Source organism: Companilactobacillus insicii (genome assembly GCF_003946015.1).
Lineage (GTDB): Bacteria > Bacillota > Bacilli > Lactobacillales > Lactobacillaceae > Companilactobacillus > Companilactobacillus insicii.
Window position 1 is genome coordinate 1 of the sequence record NZ_RHNU01000014.1, and the last position, 24,532, is coordinate 24,532.

Annotated in this window: 23 protein-coding genes; 5 read left to right on the forward strand and 18 right to left on the reverse strand. The window is 35.0% G+C overall.

Going from position 1 to position 24,532, the window contains the following annotated elements; genetic code table 11:
* Positions 1–124 precede the first annotated feature (124 nt).
* The 10 genes from rpoD to rpsU all read right to left on the reverse strand — a co-directional run bounded on the left by rpoD (position 125) and on the right by rpsU (position 10,232).
* A complete protein-coding gene (rpoD, locus tag EKM79_RS05870) occupies positions 125–1,246 on the reverse strand; it encodes an RNA polymerase sigma factor RpoD (RefSeq protein WP_125566854.1) in 1,122 nt (373 codons plus the stop codon).
* A gap of 20 nt (positions 1,247–1,266) precedes the next feature.
* Positions 1,267–3,093, reverse strand: coding sequence for a DNA primase (dnaG, locus tag EKM79_RS05875; RefSeq protein WP_125566856.1), 1,827 nt, complete (start codon positions 3,091–3,093; stop codon positions 1,267–1,269).
* Positions 3,094–3,174: 81 nt separating this feature from the next.
* Positions 3,175–5,244, reverse strand: a complete 2,070-nt coding sequence (gene glyS, locus EKM79_RS05880) for a glycine--tRNA ligase subunit beta (RefSeq protein ID WP_125566858.1) — start codon at positions 5,242–5,244, stop codon at positions 3,175–3,177.
* Positions 5,237–6,148: a glycine--tRNA ligase subunit alpha gene (gene glyQ / locus EKM79_RS05885; RefSeq protein WP_125566860.1), complete on the reverse strand. Its 912-nt coding sequence runs from the start codon at positions 6,146–6,148 to the stop codon at positions 5,237–5,239. The genes glyS and glyQ overlap by 8 nt, the downstream gene beginning before the upstream one ends.
* Positions 6,149–6,386: 238 nt before the next feature.
* Entirely contained in the window at positions 6,387–7,133 is a 747-nt protein-coding gene (gene recO / locus EKM79_RS05890) for a DNA repair protein RecO (RefSeq protein ID WP_125566966.1), read from the reverse strand.
* A gap of 15 nt (positions 7,134–7,148) precedes the next feature.
* Positions 7,149–8,060, reverse strand: coding sequence for a GTPase Era (gene era, locus EKM79_RS05895; protein ID WP_125566862.1), 912 nt, complete (start codon positions 8,058–8,060; stop codon positions 7,149–7,151).
* Between the two features lie 2 nt (positions 8,061–8,062).
* A complete protein-coding gene (locus EKM79_RS05900; RefSeq protein ID WP_125566864.1) occupies positions 8,063–8,464 on the reverse strand; it encodes a cytidine deaminase in 402 nt (133 codons plus the stop codon).
* Between the two features lie 25 nt (positions 8,465–8,489).
* Positions 8,490–8,960 (reverse strand): rRNA maturation RNase YbeY, encoded by a 471-nt coding sequence (gene ybeY / locus EKM79_RS05905; RefSeq protein WP_125566866.1) that lies wholly within the window; start codon positions 8,958–8,960, stop codon positions 8,490–8,492.
* Between the two features lie 11 nt (positions 8,961–8,971).
* A complete protein-coding gene (locus EKM79_RS05910) occupies positions 8,972–9,949 on the reverse strand; it encodes a PhoH family protein (RefSeq protein ID WP_125566868.1) in 978 nt (325 codons plus the stop codon).
* 100 nt (positions 9,950–10,049) lie between these two features.
* Positions 10,050–10,232: a 30S ribosomal protein S21 gene (gene rpsU, locus EKM79_RS05915; RefSeq protein WP_025024478.1), complete on the reverse strand. Its 183-nt coding sequence runs from the start codon at positions 10,230–10,232 to the stop codon at positions 10,050–10,052.
* Between the two features lie 122 nt (positions 10,233–10,354).
* Here rpsU and EKM79_RS05920 point away from each other — a divergent pair, with 122 nt between their 5' ends.
* Positions 10,355–11,176 (forward strand): pyruvate, water dikinase regulatory protein, encoded by an 822-nt coding sequence (locus EKM79_RS05920; protein WP_125566869.1) that lies wholly within the window; start codon positions 10,355–10,357, stop codon positions 11,174–11,176.
* A gap of 10 nt (positions 11,177–11,186) precedes the next feature.
* Here EKM79_RS05920 and EKM79_RS05925 read toward each other — a convergent pair whose 3' ends face one another.
* From EKM79_RS05925 to hisS, 6 genes are all read right to left on the reverse strand, one after another.
* Complete coding sequence (locus EKM79_RS05925; RefSeq protein ID WP_125566871.1) at positions 11,187–12,083, reverse strand: deoxyribonuclease IV; 897 nt, start codon at positions 12,081–12,083, stop codon at positions 11,187–11,189.
* A 19-nt stretch (positions 12,084–12,102) separates the two neighbouring features.
* On the reverse strand, positions 12,103–12,981 hold the full coding sequence (locus tag EKM79_RS05930) for a YitT family protein (RefSeq protein WP_125566873.1): 879 nt from the start codon (positions 12,979–12,981) through the stop codon (positions 12,103–12,105).
* 64 nt (positions 12,982–13,045) lie between these two features.
* Entirely contained in the window at positions 13,046–13,564 is a 519-nt protein-coding gene (msrA, locus tag EKM79_RS05935; protein WP_125566875.1) for a peptide-methionine (S)-S-oxide reductase MsrA, read from the reverse strand.
* Positions 13,564–14,004, reverse strand: a complete 441-nt coding sequence (msrB, locus tag EKM79_RS05940; protein ID WP_125566877.1) for a peptide-methionine (R)-S-oxide reductase MsrB — start codon at positions 14,002–14,004, stop codon at positions 13,564–13,566. Before msrB ends, msrA begins: the two co-directional genes overlap by 1 nt.
* Before the next feature lie 160 nt (positions 14,005–14,164).
* Complete coding sequence (gene aspS / locus EKM79_RS05945) at positions 14,165–15,934, reverse strand: aspartate--tRNA ligase (RefSeq protein ID WP_125566879.1); 1,770 nt, start codon at positions 15,932–15,934, stop codon at positions 14,165–14,167.
* Positions 15,935–15,939: 5 nt separating this feature from the next.
* Positions 15,940–17,211: a histidine--tRNA ligase gene (hisS, locus tag EKM79_RS05950; protein ID WP_125566881.1), complete on the reverse strand. Its 1,272-nt coding sequence runs from the start codon at positions 17,209–17,211 to the stop codon at positions 15,940–15,942.
* A 410-nt stretch (positions 17,212–17,621) separates the two neighbouring features.
* Between hisS and EKM79_RS05955 the strand changes: the two genes are divergently transcribed.
* The 4 genes from EKM79_RS05955 to EKM79_RS05970 all read left to right on the forward strand — a co-directional run bounded on the left by EKM79_RS05955 (position 17,622) and on the right by EKM79_RS05970 (position 21,514).
* Complete coding sequence (locus EKM79_RS05955) at positions 17,622–18,800, forward strand: hypothetical protein (protein WP_125566883.1); 1,179 nt, start codon at positions 17,622–17,624, stop codon at positions 18,798–18,800.
* 64 nt (positions 18,801–18,864) lie between these two features.
* Entirely contained in the window at positions 18,865–19,251 is a 387-nt protein-coding gene (locus EKM79_RS05960) for a hypothetical protein (RefSeq protein ID WP_125566885.1), read from the forward strand.
* 387 nt (positions 19,252–19,638) lie between these two features.
* Positions 19,639–20,940, forward strand: a complete 1,302-nt coding sequence (locus EKM79_RS05965; RefSeq protein ID WP_125566887.1) for an N-acetylmuramoyl-L-alanine amidase family protein — start codon at positions 19,639–19,641, stop codon at positions 20,938–20,940.
* A gap of 151 nt (positions 20,941–21,091) precedes the next feature.
* Positions 21,092–21,514, forward strand: a complete 423-nt coding sequence (locus tag EKM79_RS05970; protein ID WP_125566889.1) for a hypothetical protein — start codon at positions 21,092–21,094, stop codon at positions 21,512–21,514.
* Between the two features lie 83 nt (positions 21,515–21,597).
* Here EKM79_RS05970 and EKM79_RS05975 read toward each other — a convergent pair whose 3' ends face one another.
* Both EKM79_RS05975 and EKM79_RS05980 read right to left on the reverse strand, forming a co-directional pair.
* Complete coding sequence (locus EKM79_RS05975; RefSeq protein WP_246005639.1) at positions 21,598–23,799, reverse strand: Tex family protein; 2,202 nt, start codon at positions 23,797–23,799, stop codon at positions 21,598–21,600.
* A 113-nt stretch (positions 23,800–23,912) separates the two neighbouring features.
* Entirely contained in the window at positions 23,913–24,527 is a 615-nt protein-coding gene (locus EKM79_RS05980) for an HAD-IA family hydrolase (RefSeq protein ID WP_125566891.1), read from the reverse strand.
* Positions 24,528–24,532: the final 5 nt, after the last annotated feature.

A 24,532-nucleotide genomic window follows, 5' to 3' on the forward strand; every position in this document is an offset into this window, starting at 1 on the left:
TGCCCACCCGCATAGCGGGTGGTTTTTTGTTTCGCACGCTTATGCGCACTCAACTGGGCCTAAAGGCATAATAAAAAGAACAGCATTTTTATCTGCTGTTCTCATAATATTAATAATTATTTTTTTACTCCAAGAAATCCTTCAATTGTTTGGATCTTGATGGATGACGTAACTTTCTCAAAGCTTTGGCTTCAATTTGACGAATACGTTCACGTGTAACGCCAAATACTTTACCTACTTCTTCCAAAGTTCTAGTTCTACCATCATCTAGACCAAAACGTAAACGAAGTACGTTTTCTTCACGGTCAGTTAAGGTATCCAAAACATTTTCAAGTTGTTCTTTTAGTAATTCGTAGGATGCATGATCTTCAGGACTTGTAGCATCAGAATCTTCAATGAAATCACCAAGATGAGAATCGTCCTCTTCTCCAATAGGTGTTTCCAAGGAAACTGGCTCTTGAGCAATCTTCAAGATATCACGAACCTTACCGGTAGGCATATCCATTTCAGCACCAATTTCTTCTGGCAATGGCTCACGACCAAGATCTTGAAGTAATTGACGTTGAATACGGATCAACTTATTAATTGTTTCAACCATATGTACAGGGATACGAATAGTACGGGCTTGATCAGCGATAGCACGCGTAATAGCCTGTCTGATCCACCATGTTGCATAAGTTGAAAACTTAAATCCTAGACGATAATCAAACTTCTCAACAGCCTTCATCAGACCCATATTACCTTCTTGAATTAAATCAAGAAATTGCATACCACGACCGACGTACCTCTTAGCAATAGAAACAACTAAACGAAGGTTAGCTTCAGCTAAACGTTGTTTGGCCTCTTCGTCACCTTGTTCAATTTTCAAGGCAAGATCAACCTCTTGTTGAGCATTAAGCAATGGAACACGGCCAATTTCCTTCAAGTACATACGTACAGGATCATTAACTTTGATATCAGTTGGAGCAGAAGTATCATTTTTCTTCTTAGGATCCTTTTCTTCCTCGTGTTTTTCCTTCAAAAGAGAAAGTTTACTTGGATTACCCTTATCATCAACAACACCGATACCTTGATCTTCTAACTCGCTGATGAAGTTTGTTAGAGCTTCACCTTCTAGACCGTAAGGTTTTATGATTTTTTCTTGCAAATCATCTTCGGTAATTGAACCTGTTTTCTTAAGATCCTTAACAAGTTTCTTTGTAGCATTCTTTAATTCTTTTGATACTGTTGTTTTTTTAGTTGCCATGTATTTTCCTCCAGTATGCTTTAGTTACTTAACAATCTTCTAACATCAATCAATTGTTTTGTCAGTTCCAATTGTAACTTACTGTCACCTACCATTGCTGCCTCTTTCAACTGACGATTAATATCTGAAACCTTAACCTCTAGACTTGAGTTATTAATGTTATTGATATAATCATCAATCTCTTGATCACTATATTCGGCGGGCATGGGCATCATCTCCAATTCGGCTAAAAGATTCTTTTGATCATTATCAAGAATGTTCATAAAATCAGAAATGTTTATCTCTTCCTCATTACTTTGCTCTTGTTCAGAATACGAAAGTAACGAATTAAAGAGATTTTGATAATTAGCATGGACAAACTCAAAACCATTTCCCTTCAAATGAATTCTAACTTCAGGGAAATTGATTGCCCAATAAATTAAACAACGCTCGGACTTCTCAATTCGATCAAAATTTGAACGAACCGTGGATGTTACTTTTTCTAATGCACCTTGCTGAACATTTTTATTATTATTAGCCGGCCGCTTAATTGCCATTTTTCTGCGCAAAGTGTCTAATTCTTTATTAATGGCCTCTTTAGAAACGTCCATTTCATCAGCAATTTTCCCAACGTACATATCAACCTCAACAGGTGATTGTAGCTTAACAATTTCATTTAATGAACGATTAAGAAATTCAATTTGATCATGATCGTTGTTGAGATTGTAGTTTCTACGAAAATAATTTAAAAGAAATGACATTGGTGTCTGTACACCATTTTCAACTAAACTTTTAAACTTGTCCGCACCTTCACTACGAATATATTCGTCGGGATCCTTTTGATTAGGAACACTAATAACACCATATGAAAAACGATCATCATTTAATTGTGTGATAGCTCGATAAGTTGCCTCTACACCAGGATTATCTCCATCGTAACAGATATTAATCTGATTAGTTAAACGACTTAAAGTATAGAGCTGCTGATCTGTCAAACTGGTTCCCATTGAAGCAACACCATTGGTAACACCGGCTTTGTATGCACTAATAACATCCATAAATCCTTCAAACAAAATTACATTCTTGTTATCACGGATAGTTTTCTTAGCATTGCTTAAGTTAAACAAAGCCTTACTTTTATTAAAGATAGGTGTCTCAGGGCTGTTCATATACTTAGCAGTACCCTCTGACTTATTCAAAACTCTTCCAGAAAAAGCAATAATATTACCCGCTTCATCAGTTATAGGAACCATTACACGATCTCTAAATCGATCGAATAATTTGCCTTCCTGATTTTCAGCAAACAATCCCGATTTTCGAAGAGTTGAATCATCAATTTTACGATCTTTGAAGAACTGAAGCAATAAATTAGAATTATTGGGGGCATAACCTAAATTAAAGGTTTCAATTAAACTATTATTAAGGTCACGTCCGTTTAAATATTTTAGTGCTGGTGTACCATTTTCAGTTTTTAAAAGAATATGACTATATAACTTAGCTGCTTCTGAATACATCTTTATCAAAACTTGACTGTCAGAGTTTTGATAGTTTTCATTACTGTTCTGATATTGATCAGGTATAGGAATGTTTCCCATTTGCGCAACTTCTATTACAGATTCAGGAAAAGTTTTGCTTTCCATTTCCATAATAAACTTGAAGACATTCCCACCACGACCGCAACTAAAACAATGGAAGATTTGCTTATCTTCCGCTACTGAAAAAGATGGTGTCCTCTCTTCATGAAAAGGACACAATCCAAATAGGTTTTTACCTGATTTTTTCAGTTGAACATACTTACTAATTACATCTACAATATTAGTTTTTGAGGTAACTTCATCAATAAATTCCTGTGGAATCCGAGTTGCCATTGGCGTCACCTCCTCAAATATACCTGTAAAAACAGTGAACTATAATTTAACATATTGTTACCGCAATTACAAATATTTCGATTACTTAACTACAATTTTAGACAAATCTCCTAATTTTGCAATTAAATGGTTTGCAATTACTAATTGAGTAAGACGGTTATTTTTAATTTTTTCATCTTTGGCCATAATCATATTTTCATCAAAGTAATCATCGATAGCTGGTTTCAATGAAGCCAACTCACCATACAATGCTTCAGCATCTGATTCATTTGATTTAATTATAGCTTGCACTTGATTATCCAATGTTGATTCTGATGGATTTTCAAACAATGATTCATCTAGTTTGAGATCATCACTGTAACCAAATTTAGCTTTTTTAGATAGGTTAACAACACGTCCAAGTGCCTCAATAACAGACTTGAAATCATCATCTGATACGTGTGCTTGTAGTACTTTGGCTGTATCAATCATCATAATTGGATCAATTACAGAACCCGCAGTAACCGCATCAACAATGTCATTTCTAACTTCAGTTGTTCCAAGTAGTTGACGTACACGGTCAACCATAAATTGATCAATATCCTTAATATGAGCTGATAAGTCTAGTTTAGCAGGAACTGTTAAGTTGGACTTCAAATATGCTTGCAAATCATTCAAGTTCAATGACCATTGATACTTATCAAGAATTCTTACAATACCATATGCTTGACGACGCAATGCATATGGATCGTTTGATCCACTAGGAATCAAATCAACTGCATAAAATGTAATAAGTGAATCAATCTTATCTGCAATGGCTAATGTTGCTCCAACTTTTGAAGCTGGCAAGTCACCTTCAGCAGAGATTGGCATATAGTGCTCCTTAACGGCGGCAGCAACTGCATCGTCTTCACCCATCAAGCTGGCATATTTTTCTCCCATTACACCTTGTAATTCTGGGAATTCATCAACCATACTTGTAACAAGATCAAATTTGTAAATATCACTTGCACGTAAAACATCTTTAGTTTCAGTATCTGAAAGACCAAATAGCTTAGATAAGTGCTCAGCTATTTGATGTACACGTTCCATCTTTTCGTACATAGTACCGATCTTAACGTGGAAATTAACTGTCTTCAATTTGTTTACGTAATCAGCAATAGATTTCTTTTGATCTTCTTTATAGAAGAAATCGGCATCTTCCAATCTAGCAACAAGAACCTTCTCATTACCTTGGATAACATTCTCAATATGTTCAGAATTACCATTTCTAACACCAATAAAGTAAGGCTCTAACTTACCTTCATGATTTCTTACATAGAAATATCTTTGGTTATCTTTCATTGATGTGATCAATACTTCTTCAGGAATCTCTAAGTACTTCTTATCAAATGAGCCGTAGAATGTCGTTGGATATTCAACTAAGTTATTAACTTCTTCTAACAAATCAGGATCAACATCAATTACCCAGTTATTATCTTCGGCAATCGTTTGAATTTGATTAGCTATTAAATCCTTACGTTCCTTAGCATCAACAATAACAAATTGTGATCTTAATTTTTCAACATAATTCATTGCATCATCGATTTCAACATCTTCACCTAAGAATCGATGTCCGCGAGTCATACGTCCTGACTTAATATCCAAAATTTGCAATGGAACTTCTTCATTGTTCAACAATGAAACTATCCAATGAATAGGACGAATATATTCAAAATCATATGAGGCCCAGTGCATTCTTGTTGGGAATGTAAGTGATTTTACAACGTCAGTAATATCAGTTAAAACATCTTCAACCTTTTTACCATCTTCATGCTTTTGAATATAAGCATATTCTGTACCCTTTAAGTCTTCGAAGAAAATGTCATCAGGTGACATCCCTTGTCCACGTGCAAATCCTTGAGCAGCTTTTGTCCAATTACCATCAGCATCTTGAGCAATTTTTTTTGATGGTCCTTTTGCCTTAACATCAATATCAGTTTGCTTTTCAGCAATGTCTTTAATAATCAAGGCGAGACGTCTAGGAGTTGAATACTTTTCAATAGTAGAGAAAGAAATACGATTATCCTTTAAAAACTTAGCTGTCTTTTGAGCTAATTGGTTCACACTATTAGTAACAACATGAGCCGGCATTTCTTCCAAACCGATTTCTAGTAGATAATTTTTAGTCATTTTCGTTCTCCTTTACTGCATCACTGTTTGCCAAAAGTGGGAATCCACGTTTCTTACGTTCTTCAACGAACGCCTTAGCAACTTTATGGGCCATTTTTCTAATTCGTGACAAAAAGGCAGCTCTTTCAGTAACTGAAACAGCTCCACGAGCATCTAACAAATTAAATGTGTGGCTACATTTCAAAATATAATCATAAGCTGGGTGAACTAGTCCCAAATCCATTAAGCGATTAGCTTCCTTTTCGTATTCATCAAAGAATTTGAATAACATATCTTGATTACTTTCTTCAAATGAATATTTTGAATGTTCATACTCTGGCTCTTTGAAAATATCTCCATAAAGTACTCCATCACCCCATTCAAGATCATAAACTGAATTAACATCTTGGATGTATGAAGCCAAACGTTCAACACCGTATGTGATTTCACTAGTTACTGGTTTGCATGCAAGTCCACCAACTTGTTGGAAATATGTAAATTGAGAAACTTCCATACCATCAAGCCAAACTTCCCAACCAACACCGGCACAACCCATTGATGGATTTTCCCAGTTATCTTCAACGAAACGAATATCATGTTCCAAAGGTTCAATACCCAAAGCACGTAATGAATCCAAATAATACTCTTGTATATCCTCAGGTGCTGGTTTCATTACAACTTGGAATTGATGATGTTGATACAAACGATTAGGGTTTTCACCATAACGACCATCAGCTGGACGTCTTGATGGTTCAACATATGCTGCATTCCATGGTTCAGGTCCGATTGCACGTAAGAATGTGTATGGACTCATAGTCCCAGCACCCTTTTCAGTATCATAAGCTTGCATAAGCATGCAGCCCTTGTCACCCCAAAACTTCTGAAGTGTCAAAATCATATTTTGTACATTCAATTTTTTCGTCATATTGTCTCCCTTCGGGTAAACACAAAAAGTCCCTTGCAAGGTATAGTTTATCCACCTAGCAAGGGACGAATGATTTCGCGGTTCCACCCTAATTCAGGACTTTAGTCCTGCTCTTTTATTCAAAAAATTAAATTGTTGTTCACCATTAAATCTATAGTGGCTTTCACTATCCCACTTCGCTGTTTTCATAAAGTCAATTATAGCAACTATAAAATTATTGTCAATTGCCTAGTAACTGCTAAATATGCCACGTCTTCATATCATCAATAAATTTTTTACTTTTTGGATAATATCCAACTGAACCCTCATATATTGAGTCGATTGCATGTTGAATCATATCCTTATTGTTATCTTTAATTTCAATTTTACCAATTTGATCAAGATTAATTTTTGTAAACAAACGCAAGAAATAAACTATTCGTTCAGAAATATGTAAACGATGAATATCAGAGTCAAAGTGTTTAGAACAAATTATTCCACCAAGAACAACTGAAAAATCAAATCGACCTTCAGTCTCGCCACCGACAACACACGAATCCATATTCGGAGCAACTCCAAATACTTGTAACAGGTGCATCTGCATGATATTAACTACAATTTGAGCGTCAAATCCATTCTCAATGTACAATAATGCTTTAAACAAACCACGATACCATTCATCTGGTAAGGGATCGTCGATAAATGCATTATGAAATAAATCAAACAGAAAAGTAGCATACGCATTTAATTCTATATCCTTAATTATTTCATCAAATTGTTTAACGTCACTAGCGGAATTTAGATACGACAATCCTTCATCCTTAATAACACCAGTATAGTTACCATAAGAAAATGTGATAACTGATCCAGAAATCTTAGACTTAGAGCCTTGAGTTCCACGGACTAAAAACGTTTTGAACCCGTACTCTTTGGTAAGAATAGTAACTAGTGCATCACGCTCTTTATATCGTTGTCGTCTGACAACAATACCGAAGAAATTTGTCACTTCATTGTGAGACAACTATTTAATATCCTTTACCGAATAGCCTGCTTGACTTAAGAATAATGGATCATCACGCCAATTCTTTTTAACTCTTACCCAAAGTTTTAGATTTATCTTCTCACCAAGTAAATGCTCAATCTTAATACGAGCACCAATACCAATATTCTTCAACATGCTGCCACCTCTACCAATAATAATTGGCTTTTGGCTTTCACGCTCAACGTAAATACTTGCCTCAACTTGAAGTTTGCCGGCATCATTACGTTGATTCATTGATTCAACTATAACAGCAACTGAATGAGGAATTTCATCACGTGTATCTTCAAGAATCTTCTCACGAATTAATTCACCAACAATAAAATATTCCGGATGATCAGTAATTTGATCATCATCATAATATTGAGGTCCATTTGGCAATGCTTTAGTCAATGCATCAAACATTTCCTCAATATTATTACCATTAGTGGCACTAATTGGAATTACTTCAGCAAAGTCCATCAATTCTGAATATTCACTGATCTGTGGTGCCATTTCATCTGGATTAATTAAGTCAATTTTATTAAGAATCAAGAATACTGGTGCTTTGACATTCTTCAATTCATCAATAATAAACTTGTCTCCAGGTCCAGCACTTTGGCCAGCCTCGGTCATGAACAATACAGCATCAACTTCTTTCAATGCAGAAATTGCTGCCTTATCCATATATTGATCCAAACCATTGTGTGGTTTATGAATACCAGGTGTATCTAGAAAAATGATTTGGCGTTCATCATCAGTGTAGATACCTTGAATCTTATTTCTAGTTGTTTGAGCTTTAGGTGATGTAATTGCAATTTGTTCCTTGATAATACGGTTCATAAATGTTGATTTTCCAACATTAGGACGTCCTACAATTGCAACAAATCCTGAACGAAAGTTTTTGTTATCCATAATTAATCCATATCCTTATCACTGAATGCCAGTGGCAAAATTTCTTTGAACTTAAATTCTTTATATTGATTAGTATTGTTAGCTAAAAATACAGGTGCATCTGCTTTCATAAATTCACTCATTACCTGACGACAAGCGCCACAAGGTTTCGACATTTCATAAGTCCCATTAACAATGGCAATGGCTCTAACTTCTTTTGCTCCTTCAGATACAGCTTTAAATATTGCTGTACGTTCGGCACAATTAGTTAATCCATATGAAGCATTCTCGATGTTACCACCAGAATACACTTTCCCATCATCACAAAGTATTGACGCACCGACTGTGTAGTTAGAGTACGGTGCATATGCATGTTCCATAGCTTTAAATGCTACATCAAATAATTCTTGTTCATTAATTTCCACTAGCTCAGTCTCCTATTTTAAAATACTATTTTTTTAAACCATAAGCGCTGAGGATTTGTTCTTGCAAACCAATCATGACTTTTTCATCCTCTGGCTTAATATGATCATAACCGTTAAGATGTAAAATCCCATGAACAATAGTATATCCTAGTTCACGGTCAAATGAATGCTCATAATCCTTAGCATGTTCATCAACTATTTCTACACTAATGAACAAATCGCCTAAATCAAGTGGTAAATCAGGAATTTGTTCTTCCAAATAATCAAGTGAATCTTCACCATCATTGATTGCAAAACTAATTACATCCGTTGCACGGTCAGTATCACGATACTCTTTATTTATTTCGTGAATCTTGTCTTTAGTTACGAAATGAATCGATAATTGTGTATTATCTTTCAATTCTAACTTATCAAAAGTAAAACTCACAATATCGTTGACCCAATCCTCACGTGTTTGATCAATTAAATTATCATCATTATAAATTTCTAAATCCATCTTAATCCCCATTACTTTTCAATTTTGTCAGAGTCATCATAAGCATCGATTATTTCAGCAACTACCGGATGTCTTACAACATCGGCTGAAGTAAAGTCTACGAATTGAATGTGTGGCAAATTCTTTAGAATCTTTTGTGCTTGAACCAAACCACTCCGTGCATTACGTGGAAGGTCAATTTGTGATATATCACCGTTTACTATCATTTTTGAATCAAATCCTAAACGGGTTAGAAACATCTTCATTTGTTCTCTAGTAGTATTTTGAGCCTCGTCTAGAATAACAAACGATTCATCTAACGTACGTCCTCTCATATAGGCCAATGGCGCAATTTCTATTACACCACGTTCAAGCAATCGCCCAGTATGATCTGCCCCTATAATTGCATACAATGCATCATAGATGGGGCGTAAATATGGATCAACCTTTTCCTTTAAATCTCCAGGTAAGAAACCTAAGCTTTCTCCAGCTTCAACCGCAGGCCTTGTTAAAACAATACGTTTAACAGTTCCCTTCTTCAAAGCGGCTACAGCCATTACAACAGCCAAGTATGTTTTACCTGTACCTGCTGGTCCTATACCAAAGGTAATATCATTGTGATTAATGGCGTTAATGTACTGTCTTTGACCAAAGTTTCTAACCCTAACAGGTTTTCCGCTAAAGTCTTTGATCAATTCAGTCTTGTACAAATCTTCAAAATAATCCAGTGTTCCGCGTTCAGCCATCTTCATACCGCTGACAATGTCAGCTGAACCTAGTCCAATACCACTCTCAATTAATCTTATTAATTTGACTACTAGTGAATAAGCTTTGTTAACATTATCCTCTTCACCAGTAATATCGAGTTCCTCTCCAAAGGCGTGAATTTTAATATCCATCCCTTCTTCAATTAACTTAAGGTTGCTATCGTTAATACCGAATAGACTGACTGCATCTTGTGGATTTTTAATATGAATGCTTTTTTTAAATTGCTCTTTATTTTCTGCCAATAAATACACATCCTCCTATTATTACTTGAATGATAGCACACGAATGTAAATTTTTCGTAAAAAAAAGGTTAAAACATAAAATGTTTTAACCTTAATCTTATTAACGACGTTTCTTGTTACGCTTACGAGCGGCCTCTGATTTTAACTTTTTCTTAACACTTGGCTTTTCGTAGAACTCGCGTTTTCTATATTCTTGAAGTGTACCACTTTTTGAAACAGAACGTTTAAAACGACGAAGAGCATCATCGAGCGACTCATTTTCATGAACAACAGTTTTTGACATATGATATCCCTCCTTCCGCTTTGAACGTAACTGCTCTATTTCTTTCACAGCTCATATGTTATTATAACAAAAAGAGTTCAATCTTCAAACATTTTTCTATGTTTTTTTTAGGAGGAGTTTATATGACCCAAAAAATTGACGTTTTTGTTCTATCAGATTCAGCTGGAGAGACTGCTGTACGTGTGGCTAACGCTGCTTTTGCACAGTTTCCAAATATAGAAACTGAGTACACAAAATATCCATTTGTAAAAAACGATAAGCACTTAACTGAGATATTGGAACTTGCAAAGGAAAAAAAGGCCATTGTTTTGCACACAATCGTGTCAAAAGAACTCTGTGATATTATCAATGGATTTTGCCAAAAAAATAAGCTTACTTATTATGATATTCTAAATCCTATCATAGGTACATTCTCTCAGATGACTCATCAAGAACCACTGCGTAAAAAGGGAATTATTCATAACTTAGATGACGAATACTTTGACATGATTTCAGCAATGGAATTCACCGTTTCTAATGATGACGGTCAAAATCCTAAAGGTTTACTAGAAGCCGACCTAGTTCTATTAGGTATTTCTAGAACTTCTAAGACGCCTTTGTCACTATATCTTGCAAATCGAAATATCAAAGTTGCCAACTTACCTATTGTTCCCAAAACTAAAGTTCCTGACGAACTTTGGCAAGTGGACAAATCCAAGATAGTTGGACTTACAAATGATATGAATGTTCTATTAAAGATTCGTCGTCAAAGAATGATTGCCTATGGATTAAATCCTGATACAACTTATTCTGAAGAAGGAGAAATTCAAAAAGAATTAGATTATTCGAATGACATTTATGAAAAACTAGGTTGCCCTGTAATTAATACAGCCGACCGTTCGATTGAAGAGACCGCAGCACTAATAATGGAAAAATTACAAATTAATGGATACAAAAAAGGTTAATCCTCACGGATTAGCCTTTTATTAATTTATTCTTCATTTCTGGATCAAACTTTTGTTCACGCAACATATCAATTTCAGCCTTAAAAGGTGCGATGCCCTTCTTATCATTCTCATCGCGCTTTACATAAGGAGTTTCCATAATTTTTGGAATATCTTCCAACTGTGGATGATGAGCAACGTAATTCAAAGCATCGAATCCTATAGTACCGAATCCAATATCATCGTGACGATCTTTGTGCGAACCACGTTCATTTTTGGAATCATTCAAATGAATAACTGATAATCTATCTAAACCAACAACATGATCAAATTCATTCAATACACCATCAAAATCATCTTTAACATCATAACCAGCATCGTTCATGTGACAAGTATCCATTGTTACGGACAATTTATCATTATTCTGACAATGATCAAATATATATGCTATTTGTTCAAAATTAATTCCTACTTCTGTACCTTTACCTGCCATAGTCTCGATAGCTACACTAACTTTTTGATCAGGTAAAATAGCTTTATCCAATGACTGAGCTATTTGTAAAAGTGCTTTTTCAGGACCTTGCTTTAGATGTGCACCGGGGTGGAAACTTATTGCTTCAATACCCAACGCATCAGCACGTTCAAACTCATCATGCATAAATGAAATTCCAAAAGGTAACTTCTCCGGTTTAACTGTATTACCTAAATTAACAATATATGGCGCATGACCAATTACATGATCTATGCCGTACAACTTAAGTAATCTTTTACCTTCAGGAATATTCATTTCTGAAATATCTTTACGACGAGTATTTTGCGGAGCACCCGTAAAAATCATCATAGCATTTGCACCATAACTGTGGGCCTCTTTAGCTGAACCAGCCAACATACTAGGTGCCTTCATTGCGACATGTGATCCAATTATCATTGAAATAGCCCTCTCTTTTTTAATAGATGTGTTTTTGATAGAACCTACCTAATATCTTAACAGTATCCGTGACACTAACAAAGGCATGTGGATCTGACATTGACATAGCCGTCTCTAGATCATGCAATTCAGCACGAGAAATAACTGTAAATAAGATTGTCTTTTCTTCATGTTTAAATGCACCTTCAGCATCATGCACAATTGTGATACCACGACGCATCTCGCTTTGGATTTCTTTTATAACATACTTCGGTTTTGAAGTAACTATCATAACCTGAAGTTTTTGATCTTTGTTATAAATCATATCTATTACTTGACCATTTATAAAAATACTTATTGCACTATATAAAGCATGCACCCATCCGAACAAGAAGCCCGCACAAGCAATGATGAACAAATTAAACATAATATTAATTGTTCCCACACTTTTACCAGTTTTTTTGCGTAAAATAATTCCAACAATATCAATACCACCTGTTGATATACCGTTGCGTAATGCCATCCCCGTACCAAATCCATTAGCGACAGCACCAAAAATAGCACAGACTAAAGGATCTGCGGTAATTTTAGCAGTAGGAAAAAAGTGCATCATGAGTGAAGCAAACGCTACAGCGATAACTGTAAACACCGTAAAATTGTGATCAATTTTTCTCCATGCCAAAACAAACAATGGCGCATTAAATGCAAAATACATCACAGCGGTAGAAATGTGAAATGGAAACCAGCGCTCAGTAATAGTGGAAATTAACTGGGCAGCACCAGTTACACCTGAACCATAAATACCTCCTGGTGTCCAAAACATATTAACCGCGATCGATACAGCAATTGAGTATAGAAACGCAACTGACATTTTGGATAAGTTCTGATGTCTTTCAATCAGCTTATCTATTTCATCCATTTAAAATTACTCCTAATATCGAATTTACCCTAACAATATTAGCACAAATCGATATTATTTCAGCCTATTTCCAATGTTTTTCAATGAAATCTGCTCTTCCACCACTTTCTTCCAATTCATAGCGAGCCGGATTCTTCTTATAAAATTCTTGATGATATTCATCAGCTGGATAAAATGGTTGGACTGGAAGAATTTCAGTCACAATTGGATCATCAAATTTTTCCGCGTCAGCTAAAGCTTTTTTGGATTCTTCAGCAGTATTCTTTTCAGATTTATCGGAATAATATATCACTGGTCGGTAGTTGTCGCCACGATCTTGGAACTGACCTCCGGCATCAGTTGGATCAGTAACTTGCCAATAAATCTCTACAAGTTGTCTATATGTAACTTTATCTGCATCATAAGTAATCTCAACTGCCTCAGTATGACCAGTCGTTCCTGTACAGACTTGTTCATATGTTGGATTAGGAACATGACCACCTGTAAATCCTGATACTACTTTAATAATTCCGGGTTGTTCATCAAATGGCTTAACCATGCACCAAAAACAACCTCCAGCAAATACAGCTTTCTTTTCGTTCATTATTTATCTCCTTCTTCAACATATTTTTTAAAATCTGAATATCCTTTGTCATCCATTTCTTCATATGGAATGAACTTCAATGCAGCGGAATTAATACAGTATCTCAATCCACCAAGTTCTTTAGGACCATCATTAAAAACATGTCCCAGATGAGATCCAGCATCTTTACTCGTGACTTCAGTACGTTCATGGCCTGTTCTTAAGTCGGTACTTTCATTCAGTTGTGCAATTGGTTGACTGAATGATGGCCAACCACAACCTGCATCAAACTTATGTGTTGATGAAAATAAAGGTTCTCCACTAGCAATATCGACATAGATACCCTTCTTATAAAAATCATCATACTTACCTGTAAACGGCATTTCCGTTCCACAATTTTGAGTTACATCCAATTGTTCATCAGTTAGACCCTCAAGATTCTTCTTATATTCCTTCTCCAATTAAATCACTCCAGTCATAGCATATGCTTATAAGTATACGCAACTTATTGACCATTTCTAGCAAACTGCTCATGAATATTAAAATTAAATTAGTAAAAAAAGCGCCACAGAAAGTAAGTTCTGTGACTCTTCTAATTTATTGTTAATTTAACATATGATTCTATTTATTATCTTTTTTTGAAACTTCGATGCCTAGATCAACTAATTGATTATCAGCAACTTCTCTAGGTGCATGCGTCATTGGTTCCGTGGCATTAGAATTCTTAGGGAATGCAATAACGTCACGAATATTGTCCTTACCAGCTAATAGCATAGCAAATCTATCCAAACCAATAGCCAAACCACCATGTGGTGGGCAACCGTATTGCAAGGCATCTAATAAGAAGCCAAATTGTTCATAAGCTTTTTCTTTAGTGAATTCCAAAGCTTTGAGCATCTTTTCCTGAATCTTGTAATCGTGAATACGAATTGATCCACCACCAAGCTCGTAACCATTAAGAACAATATCATAACTTTGTGCATATGCCTTATGTGGATCTTCATCTAAGTAATGAACATCCTCTTCATTAGGCATAGTAAATGGATGGTGAGCAGCAGTCCAACGTTGAATACCTTCGTCATATTCAAATAATGGCCAGTTAACAACCCATGTGAATGCAAATTCATTAGGGTCATAAAGGTGCAAATTCTTAGCAATATCAACACGCAAATAACCTAATGCATCAGCAACAACCTTTTTCTTGTCAGCAACGAACAATACCAAGTCATTATTTTCAAGGCCTAAGCGTTCTACCAACGCATCGTGTTGTTCAGTAATAAACTTAGCAACTGGTCCAGTAATCTTATCATCATTGTACTTAAGCCATGCAAGACCCTTGGCACCAAAACGCTTGATATATTCCTGATACTCTTCAATATTCTTTCTTGAATATTTATCAGCATTATTCTTAACAACGATTGCCTTAACTTGACCACCGTTATCGATAGTACCCTTGAATACTTTGAATTCAGTGTCTTTAAACACATCATTCAAGTCTTGTAGTTCCATACCAAAACGAATATCAGGTTTGTCAGAACCATAACGAGCCATAGCATCGTCCCAATCAATTCTTGGGAATGGTAATTTTACATCAATACCCTTTTCATCTTTCATAACACGAGCGATAAGTCCTTCTGTAACTGTTTGAATCTCTTCAGCAGACATAAAGCTCATTTCCAAATCAATCTGAGTAAACTCTGGTTGACGATCACCACGAAGATCCTCATCACGGAAACAATGTGCTAATTGATAATAACGATCAAACCCACCGACCATCAACAATTGCTTAAACAGTTGTGGTGATTGTGGTAAGGCGAAGAAATGTCCAGGATATACACGTGAAGGTACAAGGTAGTCACGAGCTCCTTCTGGAGTCGAAGGTGTTAAATTTGGTGTTTCAATATCAATGAATCCATTATCATATAAATATTCATGAACTGAATGCTTGATTTGAGCACGTGTACGAATTGCTTTTTGCATTTCAGGTCTGCGAAGATCAAGATAACGATACTTTAACTTAGTTTCTTCAGAAGCATCAACATCATCAACGATTTCAAATGGTGGTGTAACTGATTTGTTTAATAATTCAACAGTTTCAACGACAACTTCTACTTTACCTGTTGGAATATTTTCATTGATTGCACTCTCGTCACGTAATCTAACAGTACCGATTACATTAATAACATATTCTGATCGTAATGATTCAGCTGTTTCTAATGCCTCTTTGTGATCAGTATTAAATACTAGTTGTACGAATCCCTTGTAATCTCTTAGATCAATGAAGATCAATCCACCAAGATCACGACGTTTTTGTACCCAACCATCTAAAGAAACTTTTTTACCAACATATTCTTCAGTAATATTGCCACAATAATCTGTTCTTTCTTGCATATTGCCTATCCCTCTATCTTTTTTAATTCTTCTGCTAAATTTTCTAACGATACACTAACTTGATCACCTGTAGACATATTCTTAACATTGGCTGTGTCATTCTCTAATTCAGTATCACCAATTGTTACAGTGTACTTAGCATTCAAATGATCTGCTGTCTTAAATTGTGCCTTTATCTTTCGTTGCAAATAATCCTTGTCGGCAGAGAAACCTGCACGACGTAAATTAGACAATATTTTGACAGAAGCACGTTCAGCTTTTTCACCAATTGTAACTAGATAAACATCTAAGTTATTCTCGACATGAATATCTTCATCCTTAAGCAACAACATCAAACGTTCCATCCCTAAACCAAAGCCGATTCCTGGTTCAGGCTTGCCGCCAAGTTCCTCAACCAATCCATTGTAGCGACCACCGGCAAGAACAGTTATTTCCTTGTTGTTAAAGGCTGGATCTGTAACCATAAATTCAAAAATAGTGTGATTATAGTAGTCAAGACCACGAACCATAGTTGGATCAACTACATAATTAATATCAAGATCATCTAATAATGATTTTAAATACTCAAATCTTTCTTTTGATGCATCATTTAAGTAGTCCAAAATTGAAGGAGCATTAGCAACAAGCTTTTTGTCATTATCATCTTTACTATCAAGAATTCTCAATGGATTCTTTTCAAGGCGAACCTTAGAATCATCACTCAGCTGATCTTTGAATGGCGTAAAATAATCAACCAAAGCCTTGTGGTAATTCTCACGTGATTCAGGATCTCCCAAAGTATTAATGGCTACCTTAAGATTATTAACTCCCAATTCATTTAAAAAGTTTAATCCAACAGAAATTACTTCTACATCTAATTCTGGAGAATCTGATCCAAAAGCTTCAAGTCCTATTTGATGGAATTGACGTTGACGTCCTGATTGTGGACGTTCATATCTGAACATAGGTCCCTTATACCAGACCTTATAAGGATGTTGATGTTCTGGACCGTACAATTTATTTTCAATGTACGCACGAACAACCCCAGCCGTACCTTCAGGACGAAGAGCAATGTGTCTGTCACCCTTATCTTTAAAGTCATACATTTCTTTAGAAACAATATCAGATGTATCACCTGATGAACGTTCAAAGACCTCGTATGATTCAAAAATTGGTGTTCTAATTTCTGAAAAACGGTAACGACTAAAAACGTTTTGGGCAACTGATTCTACATATTGCCACTTTTCTGATTCTCCGGGTAAAATATCCGCTGTACCCTTTGGTTTTTGATAGCGCATAAAATCCTCCTTCACGATGCATCGCACATATAAAAAAATACACCCCTGCCTAAATAAGACAAAGGGTGCATTTGCACGGTACCACCTAATAATTTGCTACAGTTAACGCCTGCCACACGATTGATAATACGTCACTCAAATGAATTACTTACCTGATCTCAGCATTCCAGGTTCTCTGTAGAGCAATTTTTAATTTGATTCGAATATAGTTATAAGTTAGTCAAAACTGATACAAATGTCAAGCGCATTACTATTTGAAAGTGATTTCAACATTTCCTTCAAGCAAAAAATAATTAATTTATAATAAAAAATAAAAATTTCACTCATATTAATTCATAGAATATAATTATGAGTTAGTATGTAACATGGTGTATTTATAATGGATTCAATTTTATATCTAGGGGGAAAGTATGTTTTTTAAGATATTATTAATTTCAATTTTAATTTTGATTATTGCCGCAGTAATCTACTTTTTGGTTAAGGGATTCAAAAGTAGAACCGCCAAAAACAAATTACCTAAAATGTTATTAATAGCAATCGTGGTTGCTGTACTTGTCATACCAGTTTCAGCATATGAAATAATTCACACCACAATTGTTTTAGCAACACCAGTACCAACTATTAACTTACCAAGTAATAAGCTTAATATAACTGGAACCAATAGAACAGCAAATCTACACGGTAAAACCACTCCAAATACTAGAGTTTATTTGAAAGAAGTCTCTGATATAGATCCAATCAAAAAAAATACTGTATCGGACAAAAATGGAAACTTTCATTTCAATCACCTTGAAGATTCAATGGATTATAAACTAGTGGCAAAAAATAAATATCATTCATCAAAAGTCACCAAATTTTCAGTCAGCGATATTCCGGATTCTGCCTATACAAAAATTCATTTAAAAAATGAAGATGAAGTTGGAGACTTGGAGATAAAGCAAGATTCAAACAATCAAGTAAATATTTATGGAACCTCAAATAAAAATGCAAAAATAAAAGTAGAAAATGATGACATGAATACTGTTAAAACTATGCATGCTGACAGTAACGGAAAATGGAATCTCACACTACCAGGTGCTGGAGATAAAAAAGAAAAAGATTATACCGTATATGCCAAGATACCAGGGCTTCTTCAATCACTCGGTAATGACATTACAGTAAAAAATCCTAATTATGTAAAACCTACTAAGAAATCTGAAGCAAAAAAAGAAACTCAAAAGTCTGAAAATACAGACTCTAGTGATACTTCAACAAGTAATTCGACACCACATGCAAATAAAAATAAAAGTTCTCAATCAGACGCAAAACAAGGATATACAGACGACATGAATGAATATTTATCCAATAAGTATCCTGATGTAAGCTTTACCCTTTCAGATAATGAAGCTACATTCGTTGTGCCTGATGCAGTCGCATACTTAAAGAAAAATGCAATGAAAGCATATGTTCAGCCATTATTTGATAGAAACGAACTGTTTGCTAACGCAAACGGCTTAAAAGAATCTCCAGCCTTTTTAGTAAAAACACAAAGTGGATCAAATATTGCTAGAACATCTATATTTGGCTTCAAAGTATATGCAGATAAATAATACATTGTCCAAACCTGAAGACTTAAAAAGCTGTGATTATATATATACACGGGGGGAAATATTGATGAAATCTAAAAAGTTAGCTTTAGCCAATGGTATAGTCGGACTAGCTGGCGGTATTTTTATGTTATTCGGATCATTCATCCCTATAATGATGGGTGCAGCAGCTGTTACAGCAAGTGAATCTGACTATGCAAGTATGGGTGCATTTACTGTTTTTTCTGTTGCTGTATTATACATCGTAAAAATAGCAGTTTTAGTGCTAGGTATTTATGGACTCGTTTATTATAAAAATGACTCAAGAATACAAAATTCACCTAATATCCTTTTAATAGTTGGTGGTGCCATTTCATTAATTCCAATGTTGGGATGGATTGGTGGAATACTTTCCATCATAGGTGGATCAATGTGCCTAAGCAGTTTAAAAAAATTTAATACTGACATCAAATAGCTTTTAATTCCTAGAAACTAGGGATGACACAATAAATTTAGCGAAGAGCCTTAAGGGCTCTTTTTTTATATCATCGCTTTCTTATCCAACAGGCCAGACATTAACCACTGGAGATTAAATGATATAAAATAAGCCTTAGAAAGTGTTCAATCGCTTATTTACTGAAAAGTAAAAGACACCCTAAAAAAGCTTTTAATCATGTATGCAAATCATTAATTAATACATATGACACATTATTATAAATAATAAATTGATTTAACGACTAAAATCACTCAAAAATGTCAATTTTCTGTGAATTTTTCACTTTCTGCCTTTTAAGTTGCACTTTTTTTCAGTAAGATATACATATATGATAATCATTATAGCGACAACAAAGGAATCCTTTAAATGAAAAAGATAATTACTTTTTTAATTAAAAACAAGTTATTTGTTGCCATTGTTTTTTTAATTGCCTTATCAAGTTGGTCGACAGTAGCTTTGGCGAATGCAAATGCAATTGTTGTCGAATCTGATTCAGTCAACGTGCGTGTTGGACCAGGGCTCTCCTACTCCAACATGGGTCAAGTAAAAAAAGGCGACAAGTTAGCTATATTAGCTGAAAAAAATAAATGGTATCAAGTTCGTCTCTCTGGAGATCGAATTGGCTGGGTTGCCAGTTGGTTAATTGACAACACAGAAGTAAGTTCTGCAACTAATAAAGTTGGTATTATAAAAGTTCCAAATACAACGGTTTTTAAAAACGATAGCGCTAATAGTGATGTTCTTGGTACAATTGAACAATCACAAAAAGTCACAGTTATGTATCAAGAACAAGAATGGTCACAAATACTCTATAAGGGAACTGCCGGATGGGTAAAGAGTCAATTCATTCAAGGTACAAATGAAACTTCTGGTTCAAGCAACGAATCTAAATCTGATGATAGTGATATTAAGAAAGTAACCGTAACACAATCAAACACCAAACTGCGTATTGAACCCGATAGCAATAGTCGTGTTATTAAAACAGTCAATGTTGGTAAAAAATTCGATTATTTAAGTAAAAGTGGAAAATGGTACAAAGTAAGAGATGATGATGGTTCAGTTGGTTACGTTGCCAGTTGGGTAGTTACAATTTCTGGAACTAAGAGTGCCATTAAATCTGCAGCAACTAATATCTCTGAAGCAACTATCGTAATCGACCCCGGACATGGTGGAAACGATGTTGGAGCCGAGTCCAAGAAGAAGACCTACGAAAAGAACTTTACTCTCACCTACGCAAAAGCTATAAAAGCCGATCTTGAACGAACAGGTGCAAGAGTTGTTCTAACACGTTCTGGAGATGATACGAAGACCTTAGGTGAACGAGCAAGATTATCAAGTAAGATCGAAGCCGACGCATATATAAGCCTTCATTTTGATTCCTCGGGCGAACAAGACTCTGGTACTGGTGTAACAACTTATTACTACAATAAAAACAAAGATGGTAATTTGGCTACGGATATTAATAATCAACTAGAAAAATTAGCTATTAATAATCGTGGCACAAAGCAAAAAGATTTGTATGTATTGCACTATAACAGTCAACCGTCCATTCTAATTGAATTAGGTTATATTAACTCCACTTCTGACTATGGATACATAAAGTCAAATTCGTATAAATCTCAAGTTGCACAAGCTGTAACAACAGGATTAAAAGAATATTTTAAATAATTAAATTTGCAATATAACGAGGACCGTCATGAATAAACTTTGTGACGGTCTTTTTGTGCATATTATTAGTATTAATACATGACATTGTGATTAAATACTCTCAAGTCTATATTGGCTATATTTTACATATTATCTTATGGAGGAATTTTTCATGAAGAACATGAAAAAATTAATACTAGGACTTGTAATCCTTTCTTTACCACTTACAGCACTACCACTATCAAACAACACCACAAACGTCTTAGCTGCAACAAGCTCACAAAAAGCTGAAACACATACATATACTGGCAATGGACCAGTTAAAAAGATAGCTAAAACCGCATACCATTCAAAAGACTCAACTGGTAACATTTATTCAGCTCTATTTATGGCAGATAAACCAACCGTCAAACTAACAAAGAAAACAACATTGGATAAATATCGCACTTCTTGGTATGCAACCAAAAAGATGTCTGTTAAAGTTGATAAAAACCATTCTCGTACATATTACTATGTAACTTCAAGTGATAAAAAAGTATCTGGGTGGACCTGGAGTGGCTATTTAACAAAGGGTATTTTTAAGTCAGCTGACTAAATTAAAAAACTACGATGTCAAAATAAATATGGTCGAAAACCAGAATAGGTTTTCGGCCATATTTATTTCGAACATACTTTAACTTAACCATTACGATGATCTTTACGCATTGTCAATTGTATACGATTGCGATTTTCATCAACGCTCAATACCCAAACAGTCACAATATCACCAATTGTAACCATTGTACTTGGATCACTGACATATCGATCCGCCATTTGCGAGATATGTACCAATCCATCTTGTTTTACTCCAATATCAACAAAAGCACCGAAATCAATTACGTTTCGAATTGTTCCTTGAAGCTCCATCCCCGGTTTAAGATCAGATATACTTAGTACATCTTGCCTTAATAACGGCGCCGGCATACTATCACGAAGATCACGTCCTGGCTTACTTAGCCCATCAATAATATCTGCCAAGGTTTCCTCTCCAATACCCAACTTTTGAGACCACTCATGTTTATTCAATTTCATTAAACTTTGATGTATTTCATCGGTACCAATCATATCAGTGGAAAGGCCAATTTCAGCCAATAATTTTCGTGTAACTGTATAGCTTTCGGGATGAATATCAGTATTATCCAATGGATCACTACCAGATATAATTCTTAAAAATCCGACTGATTGCTGATAGGCTTTAGGTCCCAATCTGGGAACAAGCTTTAAAGACTTTAGATTCTCAAAAGTGCCATTTTCGTTTCGAAACTTAACAATATTATTCGCCGTACTAGACGTTAGTCCGGAAATATGAGTCAACAATTCGGGACTTGCGGTATTAACATTCACTCCAACTTGGTTAACAGCAGTTTCTACTACCCGATCCAACTGTTCATCCAAGTCTTTTTCAGGTACATCATGTTGATATTGTCCTACACCAATTGACTTAGGATCAACTTTGATTAATTCTGCCAAAGGATCCTGTAACCTGCGACCGATACTAATTGCTGAACGTTCTTCAACATGTAGATCTGCAAACTCATTGCGAGCATTCTCACTAGCAGAATAAACTGATGCTCCCGCTTCATTAACAATGACATAGTAAACTGGTCGTTTTAAAGTTTTTAAAATCCCACTAACAAACTCTTCTGATTCCCGACTAGCAGTACCATTACCAATGGCGATCATCTCAACTTGATAATCTTCTAATAATTTTTTAAACTCCTCACTAGCAGCATTTCGCTTTTCTAAACTTGCCGGTTTGTGAGGATAAATTACTTTCTTTGTCAAAAAACGTCCGTTAGCATCTATGATTGCTAACTTACACCCTGTGCGATATGCCGGATCAAAGCCCATGACAATTTTTCCCTTCAAGGGAGACATCATTAAAAGATGATACAAATTATTTCCAAAAATTTTAATTGCATGTTCATTTGCTTGATCAGATAATCCTCGACGAATCTCTCTTTCTATAGCTGGTCCTAAAAAGCGCTTGTATGCATCAGAAAAAGCATCAGTTATTTTTTCAACTGCAGGACCTTGCTTATGCCTGACTATTCTTGAATATCCAAAATTCAAAATTGCATCAGTATCAACAGAAATACCAACAGTCAATATCTTCTCACGCTCGCCACGGTTGATAGCTAGGATTCGGTATGGCGGGATTTTTTTTAACGATTGTTGAAAATCATAATACGTTTCATAAGTTTGTCCATCATCTTTTTCTTCGGCGCCACGCTTCAATTTACTCGTTAATTCACCATTTTTCCAAGTATACTTTCTTATCCATTCACGAAAACTTGCTTCCTCACCAAATTGCTCAGCTAAAATCTCATGAACTCCAGCCCATACAGATTCTATATCAGGCAGATTCTTGTCGAGGTCTATAAAAGAACTGGCTTTATTATCCAAGTTCTCATTTGGAAAACTTAATAGCCAATTTGCTAATGGTCCCAGTCCAGCTTTACGTGCAATACCAGCTTTTGTTTGTTTCTTTTGCTTGTATGGTAGATACAAATCTTCCACTTGTTGCAATACAGTTGCCTGTTCAAGTTTATTCTTTAATTCAGGGGTTAGTTTACCTTGTTCTTTGATCAAATTAATTACATCATTGCGACGTTGATCCAACTTCATCAATCTATGTGCTTCATCTTCTATATTTCGAATTGCTACTTCGTCTAATGTACCCGTCCGTTCTTTTCGATAACGTGCAATAAATGGTACGGTATTCCCTTCATCCAACAACTCGAGAACTGATTCAATTTGTTGAACTTTATATTGATCCAACTGTTGATTGACTGGTTTAGCGAAGTCAGCCAAACTTTTTTCCATTTTATTTACTACCATGTAATCCTCCGACTTGAACTATCTATATGTTGAACAAAAATAAATTTATAAAAGCATTACCAAATAATCCTTCTAGGGACTTTGATAATGCTTTTAATTAAAATTTTTAAATTTTAAAGTATTTTATCGATTTCTTGTAAACTCTTAACTTGATAATCCACATCAAAATCAACTTTCTTATCACTCAACAAAATTGTTTTAGTATGAGCTGCTTTACCAAAATCAATATCTATCTTACGATCACCAATCGACCACATCTCACTAGGATCAATTGAATATTTATTAATCAAGTAATCCAACATCTCAGAATCTGGCTTACGTGTATGACCATCTTCAACACTAATTATTTCAGTAAAATATTTTGCAATATCCAATCGTTTAGCAATATTAAAAATAGAAGTATCTCGATGCGTAACAATAAATTGTTGATATCCTTGTAACTTACAATATTCTAAGATAATTCTTGCATGAGGCATTAATTTGATCTGATCATAATAATTTTGTTCAAATAATTTGTATGACTTATAAAAAGCCTTAGCTTTATCAGCATCCCCATCTAGCAATTCAGTTGTAAGTTTACGTACTGATGTTTTTAATATCTCTTTATAAATTGAATCCTTAGAAATATTAATATCAAAGTTTTCTTTTAAGGATTTTTGAGTTGCCATAACTATCCCAGGATAACTGTTAGCTAATGTCCCGTCAAAATCCCAAACAATACTCTTCATAATAT